Here is a 17,066-nt window from a genome sequence, read left to right as displayed (position 1 = left end):
TCGCGGCCGCCCGGGCGTTCAACATTCCGTCGTGTGCGAGTACTTCCCGGCCACTCACCCCCGCGCCTTGCTCGGGGACACTGCGCGCGTGCCCTTGCCGTTCTCTGCCAGCTAGGCCGGGTGTGCCTCGTTCCTGGCCGGCGCCGTGTGGCTCGGGGGTTGGAGGCGTACGGGGAGGGTCTTCAGGTGCCAGTTGAGCGGGTTGGTGCCGCGTTGCAGGTGCTCCGGGTCGACGGCGAGTTGCAGGTCGGGTACCCGGCTGAACAGCGCGGCCAGGGCGACGGCGGCCTCCTCCTGGGCGAGGTGCGCGCCCAGGCAGCGGTGCGCGCCGTGTCCGAAGCCGAGGTGGGGCTCCTTGCTGTGGCGGGTGCGGCCGAGGTCGAGGCGGTCGGGGTCGGCGAAGGCGGCGGGGTCCCGGTTGGCCGCGGACACGATCGGGAGGACGGCTTCTCCGGCGCACACCGGGGTGGCGCCGACGGTGGTGTCGCGGGTGGCGTAACGGGGCAGCGCACGCACGACGGGCCCGCAGTAGCGCATGAGTTCATCGACGGCGTGCGGCATGAGGGCGGGGTCCTCGCGCAGCAGGGCGAGCTGGTCGGGGTGGGCGAGGAGCGCTTCGGTGCTGTTGGCGATGAGGTTGACGGTGGTGATGTGCCCGGCGACGACCAGGTTGGTGATGAGCGAGACGAGCTCGTCGGTGCTCAGGCGGTCGTCGTGGTGGGGCGCGAGCAGTTCGGAGATGAGGTCGTCGCCCGGGTCGGCGGTGTGGAGGCCGACGAGGAGGTGGGCGTCGGCGACCATGCCGGCGAGCGCGTCGCCCAGTTCCTCGCCGCAGGTGCCGGCGGCCAGGGTGGCGCTGCGGCTCCGCCAGCGGTCGCGGTCGGCTTCGGGGACGGCGATGAGTTCGCAGATGACGGTGATGGGCAGCGGTCGGGCGAAGTGTTCGATCAGGTCGACGACGCCGTCCTCGGCGTGGTCCGGCAGGCGGTCGAGCAGGTCGGCGGCGATGGCTTCGATCCGGGGGCGCAGCGCGGCCACGCGGCGCGGGGAGAACGCGGCGGCGACCAGGCCGCGCAGACGACGGTGGTCGGAGCCGTCCGAGTCGAAGATCCCGGCGCGCAGGTACTTCTCGTAGCCCGCGTACATGCCGCGGGCCTGCCAGGTCTGTTCGGTGCGGTGGGCCACCTTCGCGCCGGGGACGGTCGCGGCGTCGATGGTGAAGTCGGGATCGCTCATGATCGTGCGGATGTCGTCGTGGCGGGTCGCCACCCACATGGGGTCGACGCCTCGGACGCAGCCCCGCACCAGGTGCTCGCGTTCGCGGATGTGCGCGTAGGAGGTGAACGGATCGCGGACCAGCTCCTGATCCGCCAGGTCCAGTGGTTCGTCGCCGGACTCGGTGGTGGTCCGGCCTTGCGTCGTCATGGTGAGCGCTCCCAACGGGTGGTCGTTCCGTGACGGCATCATGGCGGCCGGACCGCGCCCCACCTGCCGCTATCGGTGCCAATCCACCCGAACGAATGCATTCGCCCTCGACCCCGGAGACGAGGACGCCCGGTCGTCGTCCGGGGCCGCGGTCGGTCTCCGTTCGGGTCGGTGTCAGCCGCGACCGGCGGTGGAAGCCCGGACGTGGAGTTCCCAGGCGTGGGTCCGTACCACGCCCGATTCCGCCGCGCCCGACAGCAGGTCGCTGAGCAGGGCCGCGCATTCGCGGCCGTACTCCGCCGCGCGCAGGTCCACCGCCGTCACCTGCGGGCTCGACCCGCGTGCCGCGGCGCCGTCGACGCAGGCGGCCACCAGCACCTCGGTTCCGGCCCGCAGGCCTGCCCGGGCCACGGCTGCCAGCACGCCGGGCACCGCGCCGTCGGGGGCGCAGACCACGGCGTCCAGGCCCGGGGTGCCGGCGAGCAGGTCCGTGGTGGCGGCCTCGGCCTCGGTCGGCGTGGCCGCGAACGGGACCGTTCGCACGGCGACCTCGAGGCCGTGGCGCCCGGTCCAGTCGGCGGCGGCGGCCCGCAGGGCGGCCGCCCAGTCGGATCCCGGGCCGGGGGCCAGCAGCGCCGGGCGGCGTGCACCGCGCTGCGCGAGGTGGTCCAGCAGGGCGGCGAGCGAGGTGGCGTTGTCGCACACCACCGATCCGCTGGGTGCGGCCCCGCCTCCGAGGTAGCGCTCCCCGGTGACCACGGGTACGCCGGCGGCCAGCAGACCGGGCACGGCCGGGTCGTCGACCTCCGGATCGATGACCATCAGCCCGTCGACCCGGGCGGCCAGCCCGCCCTCCGCCGCCTTCCCGGGGGCCAGCAGCACCACGTCGAGGCCATCCTCGCGGGCTCGCTCGACGGCGCCGAACGCCAGCTTCATGTAGTAGTCGAGGCGGGTCGCCGTGCGCGGCAGGTACAGGCCCACTGCCCCGGTGCTGGAGCGGCGCAGGCTGCGCGCCGCCGAGTTCGGCCGGTAGCCGAGCTCTCGGGCCGCGGCCTGGACGCGTTCACGCGTCGCCTCGGCCACCCGGCCGGATCCGAGGAGGGCGTCGGAGGCGGTGCTCTTGGACACCCCGGCCGCCCGGGCCACGTCGAACAGGGTCACGGATCGGCTGGTCACAGCCCGGAAGTCTAGACGCAGAACCGGAGGCCACCCGTGGTCCGGGCGTCTGCGATGCTCCTCGAACCCCCTTGCCGGAACGTTCCGGCAAGGCTTAGGGTCACCCGTGCCGGAACGTTCCGGCACAGCTTCGGCCGCTGCTCCCGACACCATGACCCGAGATGACCCGAGGACCCGCCATGCGCCTGATCACCGCCCTGAACCCGCCCGCATCCCCGGCCCGCACCCGCGCGCCCCGGCGCGCCGCCCTGCGGGTCGCCCTCGTCCAGCAGCGCTGGCACGCGGACCCCGAGCAGCACCGGGCCGGCCTGCTGGAGGGAATCCGCCTCGCCGCCGAACAGGGCGCCGCCCTCGTCGCCCTCCAGGAGCTCACGCTCTCCCCGTACTTCGCCGTGCTGCGCCAGTCCGACCACCCGCAGGCCGTCGAGCCCGAGGACCTGCGCACCGGCCCGACCTTCGCGTTCGCCGCGGCCGCCGCCCGCGAGCACGGCATCCACGTGCACGCCTCGCTCTTCGAGAAGGCCGACGGGCCGGACGGCCCCGACGGCCTCGGCTACAACACCGCGATCCTCGTCGCCCCCGACGGCACCCTGGTGCAGCGCACCCGCAAGCTGCACATCCCCGTGACCGAGGGCTACTACGAGGACACCTGGTTCCGCCAGGGCCCGGCCGGCGAGGACGCCTTCCCCCTCGCCGAGGTGGGCGACGCCGCCGTCGGCCTGCCGACCTGCTGGGACCAGTGGTTCCCCGAGCTCGCCCGCGCCTACTCCCTCGCCGGCGCCGACGTGCTCGTCTACCCGACCGCCATCGGCTCCGAGCCGGGCCACCCCGGCTTCGACACCCAGCCGCTGTGGCAGCAGGTCATCACCGGCAACGCCATCGCCAACGCCACCTTCATGGTCGTCCCCAACCGCATCGGCACCGAAGGCGAACTCACCTTCTACGGCAGCTCGTTCATCGTCGACCCGTACGGCCGCGTGCTCGCCCGGGCACCGCGCGACGAGGCCGCCGTCCTGGTCGCCGACCTCGACCTCGACCAGCGCCACGACTGGCTCGAACTCTTCCCCTTCAACACCACCCGCCGCCCCGACGCCTACGCGCCCCTGACCGCCCAGCGCTGACGCCCCCGGCCTCCCCGGCCCGGTTCCGGCCAGGAAACGGGGAGGCCCGGCTGCGGGGCTGCGGGGCTGAAGGCGAGCGAAGTGGTGAGCCCGGGGCTCGCGGTGTCAATGGTGTTGCGCCTGGCCGATTGTCACAGTCCGATCCTCGCGATGTCCTGACGATTGTGACGCCGCGCGTGCCACCGAAAGTCACTGATTGACCGTCATGGTGGGTGTCCAGCAAGCCAGCACGCACCGTCATCGGGGAGCCACCATGTCCGTCCGCCGCCGTCGCCCGCTGCTCGTCACCGCCGTCCTCGCCGTCGGCGCCGGACTCGTCCTGACCGCCTGCGGGCCCGACAACACCGACCCGGCCGCCGGCCCGAAGGCCTCCCCCACCACCGCGGCCGTCACACCCGCCCCCACCGGCGCGGCCCCCGCAACCGGGGCACCGACCGCCCCGACCACGGGCCCGGCCTCGCACACCCCCACGGGCGCACCCCACACACCGTCCGGCACCAGCCCCTCCACCAGCACCCGACCCGGCACCGGCAACGCACCCGCCCCCACCGACGCCACCCCCTGCGACATCAACAACCTCTCCATCCACGTCACCACACGCCCCGGAACACCCAGCCAGCGGGTCATCGAAGTCCACAACACCGGCACCAAGGCCTGCAGCCTCAGCTCCTCCCCCGGCGTCAACCTCGGCAACTCCACCGCCCGCGACCAGAGCAACAACATCCGGCCCGTACTCGCCAGCGGCACCCAGCGCTTCCCCGTCCCCGCCGGCCAGAACGCCTACGCCGTCATCGACCTCAACCCCGGCGGCGCCACCACCGGCACCACCCCCGACATCAACGAACTCAACGTCCTCGCCGACCAGGACGACACCAACATGCCCCTCGCCGCCACCCACAACTTCCCACTCACCAGCGACACCCGCGTCCTCAACCCCCACCTGGGCAACTACCGCGCCACCACCGCCGACGCCGTCACCTCCATGACAGCCGCCGGCAAGTAACCCCGACACCCTCGGCGAGGCCGCGAGGTCAGAAGGCCAGGGCGGGGCGGTGGTGGTCGAGCCACAGCGCGAGGTCGACGACCCGCTCCAGGCGGAGCCGGTGGCCCCACGGCAACTGCTCGGCAGGCGTGTCGATGGCCGCCCCGACGACCGTCTCGTCGGCGATGTCCCGTACGTGCGGTGCGTCCAGCGCCTCGCGGGCCAGCCGCTGTAGACCTGCGTTGTAGTCGGGGTGGTGGGTGGCCGGGTAGTGGTTCTTCGGCCGCCACAGCACCGAGTCGGGGGCGATGCCCCGGCCGAGGTCGCGCAGCAGGCTCTTCTCCCGGCCGTCGTGGTTCTTCATCGCCCAGGGGGTGTTGAAGGCGTACTCGACGAGGCGGTGGTCGCAGTAGGGCACGCGCACCTCCAGGCCCTGGGCCATGGAGAGGCGGTCCTTGCGGTGCAGGAGTTGGCGCAGCCAGCGGGTGAGCGAGAGGTGCTGCATCTCGCGCAGGCGGTGTTCGGCGGCGCTCTCGGAGTCGAGGCGGGGGACGGCGGCCACGGCGGTGCGGTAGGTGTCGGCGCGGAACTCGGGGATGCGCAGCCGGGCGGCGAGGTCGGGGTGGAGCGGCATGGCGGCCTGGTCCCCGGTCACCAGGAGCCAGGGGAAGGCGCGAGCGGCGAGCGCCTTCGGGTGGTGGAACCACGGGTAGCCTCCGAAGACCTCGTCGGCGGCCTCGCCGGAGAGGGCGACGGTGGAGTGCTTGCGGATCTCTCCGAACAGCAGGTAGAGCGAGGTATCCATGTCGCCGACGCCGATCGGCGAGTCCCGGGCGACGACCACGGCGCGCCGGTTGTCCGGGTCGAGCAGGGCACGGGGGTCGAGGACGACGGTGGAGTGCCGGGTGCCGATGAACGCGCCGGCCTCGGCGGCGAAGGGGGTGTCGTGGCCGGTACGCAGCACGTCGCCGGTGAACTGTTCGGCCTGGTCGCTGTAGTCGACGGCGTAGGAGCGCAGCGTGGCCTGCGGCCCTTCGCGGAGCCGGAGTTCGTCGGCGATCAGGGCGGTGACGACGGTGGAGTCGAGGCCGCCCGAGAGCAGGCTGCACAGCGGGACGTCGGCCTCCAGCTGGGTACGGGCGGCGCGGTCGACCAGGCCACCGATCAGCTCGGTGGTGGTCTGCGGGTCGTCGGTGTGCGGGCGGGCGGTCAGCTCCCAGTAGCGCCGTTCGCGGATGCCGTCGCGGTCGAGGACGAGCATGCTGCCGGGGTGCACCTCGCGGACGCCGGCCCAGACGGTGGGGCCGGTGTTGAACAGGAGGCTGTAGGCCTCGCGCAGGCCGTCGGCGTCCACGGTGGGGGTCACCTCGGGGTGGGCGAACAGGGCCTTGGGTTCGGAACCGAAGGCGAGGCCGCCGTCGGTTTCGGCCCAGAACAGCGGCTTGACCCCGAGCCGGTCGCGGACCAGCAGCAGGCGCTGCTCGCGGTCGTCCCAGACGGCGAAGGCGTACATGCCCTCCAGGTGGTCGACCAGGGCGTCTCCCCACTCCTGGTAGGCGCGCAGGACCACCTCGGTGTCGCTCCGTGTCTCGAACCGGTGGCCCCTGGCGGCGAGTTCGGATCTCAGCCGGTGGTGGTTGTAGACCTCGCCGCTGTAGGTGAGCACCACCTGCGGGTGTTCGGGGCGGTCGGTCATGGGCTGGGTGCCGCCCTCGATGTCGATGACGGCGAGGCGGCGGTGGCCGAGCGCGGCGTGGCGGCCGAGCCAGACCCCGCCGGCGTCGGGTCCGCGCAGGGCCATGGTGTCGGTCATCGCCTGGATGACGGAGGCGGCCCCGTGGCCGATGTCCTGGTGGAAGGACTGGTGGAAGGACACCCAGCCGGTGATCCCGCACATGCTCGCGCTCCTGGGGTGAAGGGGTGTGCTCTGCCGGACGCTGTCGGCGACAGCGCCCGGCCCAGAAGTCGGGCCGGACGTCCGGGAAGTTCCGGGCAACCGCAGGATTCCCGGGGCGGGTCGGGCGGTGCCCGCGCGAAGCCCACCGGGGGTGCACCGCCGGGCGTCGGGCTCGGACGGCCGGGCCGGTACGTCGGCCGGCGGCGTTCAGTTCCGGGGATCGGGCAGCGCGGGGTACGGGATGAAGGTGCTGGTGTGCTCGTCGAGCGCCAGCGGCCGGCCGATGGCGGGCGCGGCGCGCTGCGGGCACGCCGGGCGTTCGCACACCTTGCAGCCGAGCCCGATCGGGGTGGCAGCCGCCACGTCGCCGAGGTCCAGTCCCGCCGAGTACACGAGCCGTGCGGCGTGGCGGAGTTCGCAGCCGAGGCCGATGGCGAAGGTCTTGCCGGGGCGGCCCCAGCCGCCGGGTGAGCGGGTGACGGCGCGGGCGGTCCAGAGGTAGCGCCGGCCGTCGGGCATGGCGGCGACCTGGACGTGGACCCGGCCGGGGGCGGCGAAGGATTCGTAGACGTTCCACAGCGGGCAGGTGCCGCCGGTGCGGGAGAAGTGGAGGAGCCGGTTCCCCGGCGGGGTTCGCAGGTTTCGCAGGTTCGCAGGAATCCGCCGTACGGATTCCACCGATTGGCATGCTGGATCATCGGCCGTCCGACGAGCAGGCTCGGTCATGCAAGACCGAGAGCCATCGAGCGCCCCCGAGGAGTCCCGTGATCGAGCACCACGTCCGCGTCCACCCCAGTGCCGACCGGCTGCCGCGTGAGGAGCAGCTCGCCTGGAAGCTGGCCGCCGTCGCGACCGGCACCGAGGAGCTGGACCCGGCCAGCGTGAACATGGCCGTCAACCGGGTGATCGACAACGCGGCGGTGGCCGTCGCGTCGCTGCTGCGCCGGCCCGTGACGGTGGCCCGCGCCCAGGCGCTCGCCCACCGCGGCGCGCCGGGCGCCCGGGTGTTCGGCAGCACCGCCCGGGTCTCGCCGGAGTGGGCGGCCTGGGCCAACGGCACGGCCGTGCGCGAGCTGGACTTCCACGACACCTACCTCGCCGCCGACTACTCCCACCCCGGCGACAACATCCCGCCGCTGCTGGCCGTCGCCCAGCACACCGGCCGCAGCGGGGCCGACCTGCTGCGCGGCATCGTCGCCGCCTACGAGGTCCACGTCGCCCTGGTGCGGGGCATCTGCCTGCACGCCCACCGGATCGACCACGTCGCGCACCTGAGCGCGGCCACCGCCTGCGGACTCGGCGCGCTGCTGCGGCTGCCGACCGAGACCGTGTACCAGGCGGTGCAGCAGGCCGTACACACCACCACGGCCACCCGGCAGTCCCGCAAGGGCGAGATCTCCAGCTGGAAGGCCTTCGCCCCCGCCTTCGCCGGCAAGGCCGCGATCGAGGCGGTGGACCGGGCGATGCGCGGTGAGACCTCCCCGTCCCCCGTCTACGAGGGCGAGGACGGCTTCCTCGCCTGGCTGCTCGACGGCCCGCAGTCCGACTACACCGTGCCGCTGCCCGCGCCCGGCGAGCCGAGGCGGGCGATCCTGGACACCTACACCAAGGAGCACTCCGCCGAGTACCAGGCCCAGGCGATCATCGACCTGGCCCGGCGGCTGCGCGAGAGGACCGGGCCGCTGGACGGCGTCCGCTCGGTCGTCCTGCACACCAGCCACCACACCCACCACGTCATCGGCTCCGGCTCGGGCGACCCGCAGAAGTACGACCCGCACGCCAGCCGGGAGACCCTCGACCACTCGATCCCGTACATCCTCGCCGTCGCCCTGGAGGACGGCGCCTGGCACCACGAGCGCTCCTACGCCCCCGAACGGGCCCAACGCCCGGAGACCGTGGCGCTCTGGCAGAAGATCACCACGGTCGAGGACCCGGAGTGGACCGCCCGCTACCACGACCCCGATCCGCAACGCCGGGCCTTCGGCGGGCGCGTGGTGATCACCCGGGACGACGGCACGGTGATCCAGGACGAGCTGGCCGTCGCCGACGCCCACCCGGCCGGCGCGCGCCCCTTCGACCGCCCCGCGTACGAGCGGAAGTTCCGCACCCTGGCCGAGGGCATCGTCTCCCCCGCCGACCAGGACCGCTTCCTGGCAGCCGCCGCAGACCTCGCCGAGCTGAAGGCCGCGGACCTGGACGAGCTCTTCCCGGCCGTCGACACCGCGGCCGTGCGCGCGTTCGACGCACTCCTCCCGAAGGGCCTGTTCTGATGCTGCACACCCGCACCACCCCCGGCCAGCGCCGCCGCGCCCTGCGCGAACGCCTCGCCACCGGGCGGCTGTTGACGATGCCCGGCGCGCTCAACCCGCTCTCCGCCCGGCTCATCCAGGACCTCGGCTTCGAGGCCGCCTACCTCTCCGGCGCCGTCCTCGCCGCCGACCTCGGCCTGCCCGACATCGGCCTCACCACCGCCACCGAGGTCGCCGCCCGCGCCCAGCAGACCACCCGGGCCACCGACCTCCCGGTGCTGATCGACGCCGACACCGGCTTCGGCGAACCCATGAACGCCGCCCGCACCGTCCAGCTGATGGAGGACGCCGGCCTCGCCGGCCTGCACCTGGAGGACCAGGTCAACCCCAAGCGCTGCGGCCACCTCGACGGCAAGGCGGTCGTCCCCCGCGAGGACATGACCCGCCGCCTGCGGGCCGCCGTCGACGCCCGCCGCGACCCCGACTTCCTGCTGATGGCCCGCACCGACGCCCGCTCCGTCGAGGGACTGCGCGCGGCGATCGACCGGGCCAAGGCCTACGTCGACGCCGGAGCCGACGCGATCTTCCCCGAAGCCCTCGCCGACGAGGCCGAGTTCGAGGCCTTCCGCAAGGCCGTCGACGTCCCGCTGCTCGCCAACATGACCGAGTTCGGCAAGTCCCCGCTGCTCGACGCCCGCACCCTCCAGGACCTCGGGTACGAGATCGCGCTCTACCCCGTCACCCTGCTGCGCCTGGCCATGGGCGCGGTGGAGGACGGCCTGCGCACCCTCGCCGCCGAGGGCACCCAGGAGTCGCTGCTGCCGCGCATGCAGACCCGCTCCCGGCTGTACGAACTCCTCGGCTACGAGCAGTACGCGGCCTTCGACTCGGCCGTCTTCGACTTCACCCTCCCGCCCGGCGCCTGACCCCGCATCGGAGACCAGCCATGCCCACCACCGCACCCGGGATCCACCGCGGACTCGCCGGTGTCGTCGTCGACACCACCGGGATCTCCACCGTCATCCAGGAGACCAACTCCCTCACCTACCGCGGCTACCCCGTCCAGGACCTCGCCGCCCAGCGCTCCTTCGAGGAGGTCGCCTACCTGCTGTGGCACGGCGAGCTGCCCGACCCCGGACAGCTGCGGGAGTTCCGGGCCCGCGAGGCCGCCCTGCGCCCGCTCGACCGCACCACCGCCGAACTGCTCGCCAAGCTGCCCGAGACCTGCCACCCGATGGACGTGCTGCGCACCGCCGTCAGCTTCTTCGGCGCCGAGGACCCCACCGAGGACGACGGCCGCCCCGCGCCCCACCTCGCCAAGTCCCTCACCCTGCTGGCGAAACTGCCGACCGTCGTCGCCGCCGACCAGCGCCGCCGCCGGGGCCTGGCGCCCGTCCCGCCGGACCCCGGGCTCGGCTACGCGGAGAACTTCTTCCACATGTGCTTCGGCGCGGTGCCCGCCCCGGAGGTGGTCCGCTGCTTCGAGATCTCCCTCGTGCTGTACGCCGAGCACAGCTTCAACGCCTCCACCTTCACCGCCCGCGTCGTCACCTCCACCCTCTCCGACCTCTACAGCGCCGTCACCGCCGCGATCGGCGCACTCAAGGGCCCCCTGCACGGCGGCGCCAACGAGGCCGTGATGCACATGCTGGAGGAGATCGGCGACACCGCCCGGGCCGCGCAGTGGCTCGACGAGGCACTCGCCGCCAAGCGGAAGATCATGGGCTTCGGCCACCGCGTCTACCAGCACGGCGACTCCCGCGTCCCGATCATGCAGGCCGCCCTGGACGCCCTGGTGGCCCGCAGCGCCGACCCCGGGACGGCCCGGCTGGCCGCCCTGCACGCCGCACTGCGCGAGGCGATGCTGGAACGCAAGGGCATCCACCCCAACCTCGACTACCCCGCCGGCCTCGCCTACCACCTGATGGGCTTCGACACCCCCGTCTTCACACCTGTCTTCGTGATGAGCCGCATCACCGGCTGGACCGCCCACATCACCGAACAGCTCGCCCACAACTCCCTGATCCGCCCGCTCGCCTGCTACGACGGCCCCGGCCAGCGCCCGGTGCCGGGGCTGTCACCGAGCACGGCGTAGGGAACGCGGCTGCGGCGGTCCGGCTCGACCGCCAGGCGCCCGCCCGCCGGCGGGCGGGCGCGCTGGACACAGTCGCGGCGCTCGCAGATCCGGCAGCCCAGCCCGATCGGGGTCGCCGCTCCCGGAGCGTCGAGCGCGACGCCCTCGGCGTAGACGAGGCGGTGGGCGTGGCGCAGCTCGCAGCCGAGCGCGACGGCGAACTCGCTGCGCGGTGCGCGGTGCCCGAAGCCGCCGTGGGAGACGGTGCGGGCGATCCAGAAGTAGCGCTTCCCGTCCGGCATCTCGGCGACCTGGGTGAGGATCCGGCCGGGCGCGGAGAAGGCCTCGTAGACCGTCCAGAGCGGGCAGGTGCCGCCCAGGCGGGAGAAGTGGAAGTCGGTCGCGGACTGGCGCTTGGAGATGTTGCCCGCCCGGTCGGCGCGCAGGAAGGAGAACGGGACGCCGCGTCGGCCCGGACGCTGGAGGGTGCTCAGCCGGTGGCAGACCGTCTCGAACCCGACCCCGAAGCGGGCCTGGAGCAGCTCGATGTCGTACCGAAGCTCCTCGGCGGCCGTGTGGAAGGCGGTGTACGGCATCAGCAGGGCGCCGGCGAAGTAGTTGGCCAGGCCGATCCTGGCCAGGTCGGCGGCCTGGGGTGAGGTGAGGCCGGGCCCGGCCGCCGCCACGAGCGTGTCGAGCAGCGGCCGGTGCTCCAGCAGGGCCAGTTGGGTGGCGAGTTGGAAGGCACGCCGGCCGCCGGCCAGCCACGGTGAGAGCCGCAGCGTGCCGGCCGCCGGGTCGTAGCGCCGCAGGTCGCCGGGCCGCCGGTGGTCGGCGTCCAGCACCCGCACCCCGTGCCGCTCGCCGAGGCGGGCGGCCAGCGCGGCGGCGGTGCGGCCCGCGGTCGTCGTCGCCAGGCACCGCGCGGTCCGCTCCGCCGCCTCGTCCAGGGCGGCGATGTGGTTGTGATGGGTGTAGAAGAAGTCCCTGACCTCGTCATGGGGTTCGGCCGGGCGGATGCCCGCCCCGGTGCCGGGCTCACCGAGGTCGACGACCCGCGCGAGCGCCTCGCGGTAGCCGCGGTGCAGCGCGACCAGGGCCCGTGCCACCTCCGGGTGGTTCCGGCTCACCTCCGCGATCTCCTCCGTCGGCACGGCTCCGCCACAGGCCTCGTCCGCGAGCGCGGTGCGCAGGTCGGTGCCGAGGCGTTCCTCCTCGGCCTCGGAGAAGAACTCCGGGTCGACCCCGAGCACCTCGGCGATCCGCAGCAGCACGGCGGCGGTCAGCGGGCGCTGGCTGTGCTCGATCTGGTTGAGGTAGCTGGTCGAGATGCCGAGCTCGCGCGCCAGCTCGACCTGGTTCATGCCGTGCTCGCGGCGCAGTCGGCGCAGCTTGGCGTGGGCGTAGATCTTCCGCCCGGTCGGACGTGGCATGGCGCGTACTTCCTCTCTCAGACCCGGTTGGTTCGGATCGCGGCCTCGACCCGGACGGCGTCGGCGGTGTCACGGACCTCGTGTACCCGCACCGCCCAGGCGCCCTGCGCGGCGGCCAGGACGCTGGCCGCCGCGGTGGCCGCGTCGCGTTCACGGGCCGGACGGGCCTCGCCCGTCCGCGGGTCGGCCAGCAGCTCGCCCAGGAAGCGCTTGCGCGAGGCCGCCACCAGGAGCGGGCGCCCCAGTACGCGCCAGGCGTCCAGTGACGCCAGCAGCGCCCAGTCGTCCTGCCGGCGTTTGGCGAAGCCGAGGCCCGGGTCCACGATGACCTGGGCGGGGTCGACCCCGGCCGACACCACCGTGTCCATCTGCCGTGCGACCTCGCGGATCACCTCGGCCGCGACGTCCTCGTACGCGGCCAGTTCGTCCATGTGGGCGGACTGCCCGCGCCAGTGCATGACGACGAAGGGCACTCCGGCCCTGGCCGCGGCGCGGGCCATGCCCGCGTCGGCCCGGCCCCCGCTGACGTCGTTGATGATCCGGGCGCCAGCCTCCACCGCCGCTTCGGCGACCCGGGCCCGCATCGTGTCGATGCTGACCAGGACGCCCTTGTCGGTGAGCGAGCGCACCACCGGCAGGACCCGGCGCAGTTCCTCCTCCTCGGACACCCTGGTCGCTCCCGGCCGGGTCGACTCCCCGCCGACGTCCACGATGTCCGCGCCCTGCTCGGCCAGCAGCAGTCCACGGTCCACCGCGCGCCCCGGGTCCAGCCAGCGGCCGCCGTCCGAGAACGAGTCGGGGGTCACGTTCACGACTCCCATCACCGCGCACCGATCCCATCCGGGCAGTCCCGACAATACCTGCGAAGGTCTTTTCATGCGCCCATTGTGCCGCCCGCCCCACCCGTCTCCCAACTCGTACCACCGAGAGAATTCGTATCACAGAGTGGACACCTGAGGACTACCGCGAGCCCGGCTGGTTAACCTCCTGCCATGACACTCGGAATTCCCTCCACGCGCACGGATCGGGCGACCTCCGTCCGCGAACTCCTCGCGACCGGCAGGCTTTCCTATTCCTTCGAATTCATGCCGCCCCGGAGCGCCGAAGCGGAGGTCGGCCTGTGGAATGCGATCCGGCGCCTGGAAGCGCTGTCCCCCACCTTCGTCTCCGTGACCTACGGTGCCGGCGGGTCGACACGGGAGCGGACGGTGAACGTCACCGGCCGCATCGCGCAGGAGACCACCCTCACGCCGACCGCCCACCTGACCGCAGTCGGCCACAGCGTCGCCGAACTGCGGAACATCCTCGGCCACTACGCTGACCAGGGAGTTCGCAACATCCTGGCGCTGCGCGGCGACCCGCCGGGCGATCCGCTGGGCACCTGGCACCGCCACGCCGACGGGGTGGAGTACGCCTCCGACCTGGTGCGGCTGATCAAGGAGTCCGGCGACTTCTGCGTCGGCGTGGCCGCGTTCCCGGACCTGCACCCGAGGTCCCCCGACTGGGATTCCGAGATCAGGCACTTCATCGAGAAGTGCCGGGCGGGAGCCGACTACGCCATCACCCAGATGTTCTTCGACGTGGACAGCTACCTCCGTTTCCGGGATCGGCTGGAATCGGCCGGATGCACCGTTCCGGTCATTCCGGAGATTATGCCGGTGACCAGTATCCGGTCGCTTCGCAGGATTCCGACACTGACCACTGCCGCCATTCCCGATAATCTCTCCGAGAGCATGCTGAAGCACCAGGACAACCCGAAGGCCGTCCGGTCGATCGGTATCGATCACGCCACCGGAATGTGCCGGCGCCTGCTCTCCGAGGGAGTTCCCGGGCTGCATTTCATGACCATGAACTTCTCCACGGTGACGACGGAGATCTACCAGAACCTCGGGCTTCCCGGGTCCGGGTGAAACGGGCCGGGCCGCCGTTGCGGAAGCCCGCCCGGGGACGGTCCCGGGCCCACCCGGCCGGGCGCCGCACGGCGTGCGGGGCCCGGCCGGGTCGCGTCACCGGGGGGTCAGCCGGCGAGCTCCGCGCGCAGGTGGCGGGCGGCGCCGACGAGGCTGTCGAGCGAGGCGCGGGTCTCCGTCCAGCCGCGGGTCTTCAGGCCGCAGTCGGGGTTGACCCAGAGCCGCTCGGCGGGGATGGCGGCCAGGCCTGCGCGCAGCAGTTCCACGGCCTCCTCGGTGCTCGGGACGCGCGGGGAGTGGATGTCCCAGACGCCCGGGCCGACCTCGCGCGGGTAGCCGACCCCGGCGAGTTCGCCGGCGACCTCCATGTGCGAGCGGGTGGCCTCCAGCGAGATGACGTCCGCGTCGAGTTCGTCGATCGCCGTCATGATCGCGCCGAACTCGGCGTAGCACATGTGGGTGTGGACCTGGGTGTCGGCCCGCACCCCGGAGGTGGCGAGGCGGAAGGACTCGGTCGCCCACGCCAGGTACGCCGGGCGGTCGGCGGCGCGCAGCGGCAGGGTCTCGCGCAGGGCCGGCTCGTCGACCTGGACGACGGCCGCGCCGGCGGCCTCCAGGTCGGTGACCTCGTCGCGCAGGGCGAGGGCGACCTGGCGGGCGGTGTCGCCGAGCGGCTGGTCGTCGCGGACGAAGGACCAGGCGAGCATCGTGACGGGGCCGGTGAGCATGCCCTTGACCGGGCGGTCGGTGAGGCCCTGCGCGTAGCCGAACCAGTCGACGGTCATCGGGTGCGGGCGGGAGATGTCCCCGGCCAGGACCGGCGGGCGCACGTACCGGGTGCCGTAGGACTGCACCCAGCCGTGCCGGGTGGCGAGGTAGCCGGTGAGCTGTTCGGCGAAGTACTGGACCATGTCGTTGCGCTCGGGCTCGCCGTGCACCAGGACGTCCAGTCCGGCCTTCTCCTGGAAGGCGATGACCTCCCGGACCTCCGCCTCGATGCGCTCCCGGTAGGCCGGGGCGTCGATCCGGCCCGCCGTGAGGTCGGCCCGCGCGACCCGCAGTTCGGAGGTCTGCGGGAACGAGCCGATCGTGGTGGTCGGCAGCAGCGGCAGGCCGAGCCGGGCGCGCTGGGCCTCGGCCCGCTGTGGGTAGGCCTGGGCGCGGCGGGCGTCGTCGGCGGTGACGGCGGCGGTACGGGCGCGCACCGCCGGGTCGTGGGTGATCGGCGAGTTGGCGCGCGAGGCGAGGTCGGCGCGGTTGGCGGCCAGGTCGGCGGCGATCGCCCCCGTGCCCTCGCGCAGGCCCCGGGCCAGCAGCGCCACCTCCCTGGCCTTCTGCTTGGCGAAGGCGAGCCAGCGCAGGATCTGCGGGTCGACGTCGCGTTCGGCGGCGGCGTCCAACGGCACGTGCAGGAGGGAGCAGGACGGCGCGACGTCGACCCGCTCGGCGAGGCCCAGCAGGGTCGCCAGGGTGGCCAGCGACTTCTCCAGGTCGTTGATCCAGATGTTGCGCCCGTCGACCACCCCGGCGACCAGCCGCTTGCCGGGCAGCCCGCCGACGGCGGCCAGATCATCCAGGTTCGCCGCGGCGGGCCCCGTGAAGTCCAGCGCCAGGCCCTCGACCGGGGCCTTGGCCAGCACCGGCAGGGCCTCACCCAGGCGGTCGAAGTAGCTCGCGACCAGCAGCTTCGGACGGTCCGCCAGGCCGCCCAGCTCACGGTAGGCGCGGGCGGCGGCGTTCAGCTCGGCCGGGGTGCGGTCCTGCACCAGCGCGGGCTCGTCCAGCTGCACCCACTCGGCGCCGGCCGCCTTCAGGTCCGCCAGCAGCTGCGCGTAGACGGGCAGCAGCCGGTCCAGCAGGGTGATCGGCTGGAAGTCCTCGGCGACACCGGGGGCGGGCTTGGCGAGCAGCAGGTAGGTGAGGGGGCCGACCAGCACGGGGCGTGCGGTGTGGCCGAGCGCCAGCGCCTCCCGGAACTCCCCGACGGCCTTGGCCGGGTTCGCGGTGAAGACGGTGTCCGGGCCGAGTTCGGGCACCAGGTAGTGGTAGTTGGCGTCGAACCACTTGGTCATCTCCAGCGGCGCGACCTCCTGGGTGCCGCGCGCCATGGCGAAGTAGCCGTCCAGCGCGTCCGCCTCGACGGCCGCCCGGTGGCGGGCCGGGATCGCGCCGACGGCGACCGTGGTGTCCAGTACGTGGTCGTAGAGCGAGAAGTCGCCGGTGGGCACTTCCGAGGCCCCGGCCTGGGCGAGCTGCGCCCAGTTCTCCCGGCGCAGGCCGACCGCCGTCTCCCGCAGGGCGTCGGCGGTGACCGTGCCCTTCCAGTAGCCCTCGATGGCCTTCTTCAGCTCCCGGCCCTGGCCCTGCCGGGGGTAGCCGTACACGGTGGCCCTGGTTGCCGCGGCTGCGGACTTCGTGGTCAAGGGACTCTCCTTCGCGAGTCTGGCTCCTCAAGTGCCCGGGGACGGGACGAGAGCGCGAAGGGATGACGAACCGGGCGGCGGCTCACGTCGACGCGTGTGCCCGATCCGCCTGGTATGGTCGCCGACCCGCCCACGAGGTCACCGGGATATCCGCACGCGGAACGGTCCGCGGGCGGGCAACGGGCAGGTCTTCGGACTCGTGGGCGCACCGGGCCTGTTGGCGTCCGGTACCTACTGGCCATCGCTTCCCAGACCCGTCCCGGGTCCAGTGCGTATGACGGCGGTCGTTCCCACTCACCGCTGCGGGGCAGTCCCGGATTCCCACCGGGTTCCCTCTTGCGACGTCCTGCCTGGCGGGCAGGACGAACCAGCTGCG

General features: G+C 73.3%; 12 protein-coding genes, 1 pseudogene and 1 riboswitch. Of the genes and pseudogenes, 6 read left to right on the top strand and 7 right to left on the bottom strand.

What is annotated here, in order from left to right:
* Positions 1 to 111: 111 nt before the first annotated feature.
* Both AC07AL_RS08800 and AC07AL_RS08795 read right to left on the bottom strand, forming a co-directional pair.
* Positions 112 to 1,425, bottom strand: coding sequence for a cytochrome P450 family protein (locus AC07AL_RS08800; RefSeq protein ID WP_400808246.1), 1,314 nt, complete (start codon positions 1,423 to 1,425; stop codon positions 112 to 114).
* Between the two features lie 174 nt (positions 1,426 to 1,599).
* On the bottom strand, positions 1,600 to 2,601 hold the full coding sequence (locus AC07AL_RS08795) for a LacI family DNA-binding transcriptional regulator (protein WP_478317243.1): 1,002 nt from the start codon (positions 2,599 to 2,601) through the stop codon (positions 1,600 to 1,602).
* A gap of 179 nt (positions 2,602 to 2,780) precedes the next feature.
* Between AC07AL_RS08795 and AC07AL_RS08790 the strand changes: the two genes are divergently transcribed.
* Positions 2,781 to 3,722 (top strand): nitrilase-related carbon-nitrogen hydrolase, encoded by a 942-nt coding sequence (locus AC07AL_RS08790; RefSeq protein WP_350876327.1) that lies wholly within the window; start codon positions 2,781 to 2,783, stop codon positions 3,720 to 3,722.
* Positions 3,723 to 3,975: 253 nt separating this feature from the next.
* Positions 3,976 to 4,725 carry a DUF4232 domain-containing protein gene (locus tag AC07AL_RS08785; RefSeq protein WP_478317242.1) on the top strand — a complete coding sequence of 250 codons (750 nt, stop codon included), beginning with the start codon at positions 3,976 to 3,978 and terminating at the stop codon, positions 4,723 to 4,725.
* 28 nt (positions 4,726 to 4,753) lie between these two features.
* Here AC07AL_RS08785 and asnB read toward each other — a convergent pair whose 3' ends face one another.
* Positions 4,754 to 6,601 carry an asparagine synthase (glutamine-hydrolyzing) gene (gene asnB / locus AC07AL_RS08780; RefSeq protein WP_363583518.1) on the bottom strand — a complete coding sequence of 616 codons (1,848 nt, stop codon included), beginning with the start codon at positions 6,599 to 6,601 and terminating at the stop codon, positions 4,754 to 4,756.
* A gap of 207 nt (positions 6,602 to 6,808) precedes the next feature.
* Positions 6,809 to 7,210 (bottom strand): annotated as a pseudogene (locus tag AC07AL_RS08775) (short-chain fatty acyl-CoA regulator family protein); the annotation flags it as partial.
* 155 nt (positions 7,211 to 7,365) lie between these two features.
* Here AC07AL_RS08775 and AC07AL_RS08770 point away from each other — a divergent pair.
* The 3 genes from AC07AL_RS08770 to AC07AL_RS08760 are packed head-to-tail and all read left to right on the top strand — an operon-like array spanning position 7,366 to position 10,945.
* Positions 7,366 to 8,871: an MmgE/PrpD family protein gene (locus AC07AL_RS08770; RefSeq protein WP_478317241.1), complete on the top strand. Its 1,506-nt coding sequence runs from the start codon at positions 7,366 to 7,368 to the stop codon at positions 8,869 to 8,871.
* A complete protein-coding gene (gene prpB, locus AC07AL_RS08765; RefSeq protein WP_478317240.1) occupies positions 8,871 to 9,776 on the top strand; it encodes a methylisocitrate lyase in 906 nt (301 codons plus the stop codon). The genes AC07AL_RS08770 and prpB overlap by 1 nt, the downstream gene beginning before the upstream one ends.
* A 20-nt stretch (positions 9,777 to 9,796) precedes the next feature.
* On the top strand, positions 9,797 to 10,945 hold the full coding sequence (locus AC07AL_RS08760) for a bifunctional 2-methylcitrate synthase/citrate synthase (RefSeq protein ID WP_478317239.1): 1,149 nt from the start codon (positions 9,797 to 9,799) through the stop codon (positions 10,943 to 10,945).
* On the opposite strand, the gene AC07AL_RS08755 is transcribed toward AC07AL_RS08760, so the two are convergent.
* Both AC07AL_RS08755 and folP read right to left on the bottom strand, forming a co-directional pair.
* Positions 10,891 to 12,357: a short-chain fatty acyl-CoA regulator family protein gene (locus AC07AL_RS08755; RefSeq protein ID WP_478317238.1), complete on the bottom strand. Its 1,467-nt coding sequence runs from the start codon at positions 12,355 to 12,357 to the stop codon at positions 10,891 to 10,893. The genes AC07AL_RS08760 and AC07AL_RS08755 overlap by 55 nt on opposite strands.
* Positions 12,358 to 12,374: 17 nt before the next feature.
* On the bottom strand, positions 12,375 to 13,235 hold the full coding sequence (gene folP, locus AC07AL_RS08750) for a dihydropteroate synthase (RefSeq protein WP_363619702.1): 861 nt from the start codon (positions 13,233 to 13,235) through the stop codon (positions 12,375 to 12,377).
* A 114-nt stretch (positions 13,236 to 13,349) separates the two neighbouring features.
* Here folP and metF point away from each other — a divergent pair, with 114 nt between their 5' ends.
* Positions 13,350 to 14,267, top strand: coding sequence for a methylenetetrahydrofolate reductase [NAD(P)H] (metF, locus tag AC07AL_RS08745; protein ID WP_478317237.1), 918 nt, complete (start codon positions 13,350 to 13,352; stop codon positions 14,265 to 14,267).
* A gap of 107 nt (positions 14,268 to 14,374) precedes the next feature.
* Here metF and metE read toward each other — a convergent pair whose 3' ends face one another.
* Positions 14,375 to 16,690, bottom strand: a complete 2,316-nt coding sequence (gene metE, locus AC07AL_RS08740; RefSeq protein WP_478317236.1) for a 5-methyltetrahydropteroyltriglutamate--homocysteine S-methyltransferase — start codon at positions 16,688 to 16,690, stop codon at positions 14,375 to 14,377.
* A 177-nt stretch (positions 16,691 to 16,867) separates the two neighbouring features.
* Positions 16,868 to 17,064, bottom strand: a riboswitch (cobalamin riboswitch).
* Positions 17,065 to 17,066 lie beyond the last annotated feature (2 nt).

Source organism: Kitasatospora sp. NPDC043949, from assembly GCF_056435365.1.
Note: the sequence above shows the minus strand (reverse complement) of the source record. Positions and strands in the feature narration are given on the sequence as shown.

What these genes read in the sequence shown, in the direction of transcription:
- folP (WP_363619702.1), bottom strand. Translation starts at nt 13,235, where the DNA reads ATGAAAAGACCTTCGCAGGTATTGTCGGGACTGCCCGGATGGGATCGG.
- asnB (WP_363583518.1), bottom strand. Translation starts at nt 6,601, where the DNA reads ATGTGCGGGATCACCGGCTGGGTGTCCTTCCACCAGTCCTTCCACCAG.
- AC07AL_RS08760 (WP_478317239.1), top strand. Translation starts at nt 9,797, where the DNA reads ATGCCCACCACCGCACCCGGGATCCACCGCGGACTCGCCGGTGTCGTC.
- AC07AL_RS08790 (WP_350876327.1), top strand. Translation starts at nt 2,781, where the DNA reads ATGCGCCTGATCACCGCCCTGAACCCGCCCGCATCCCCGGCCCGCACC.
- AC07AL_RS08800 (WP_400808246.1), bottom strand. Translation starts at nt 1,425, where the DNA reads ATGACGACGCAAGGCCGGACCACCACCGAGTCCGGCGACGAACCACTG.
- metF (WP_478317237.1), top strand. Translation starts at nt 13,350, where the DNA reads ATGACACTCGGAATTCCCTCCACGCGCACGGATCGGGCGACCTCCGTC.
- prpB (WP_478317240.1), top strand. Translation starts at nt 8,871, where the DNA reads ATGCTGCACACCCGCACCACCCCCGGCCAGCGCCGCCGCGCCCTGCGC.
- AC07AL_RS08785 (WP_478317242.1), top strand. Translation starts at nt 3,976, where the DNA reads ATGTCCGTCCGCCGCCGTCGCCCGCTGCTCGTCACCGCCGTCCTCGCC.
- AC07AL_RS08755 (WP_478317238.1), bottom strand. Translation starts at nt 12,357, where the DNA reads ATGCCACGTCCGACCGGGCGGAAGATCTACGCCCACGCCAAGCTGCGC.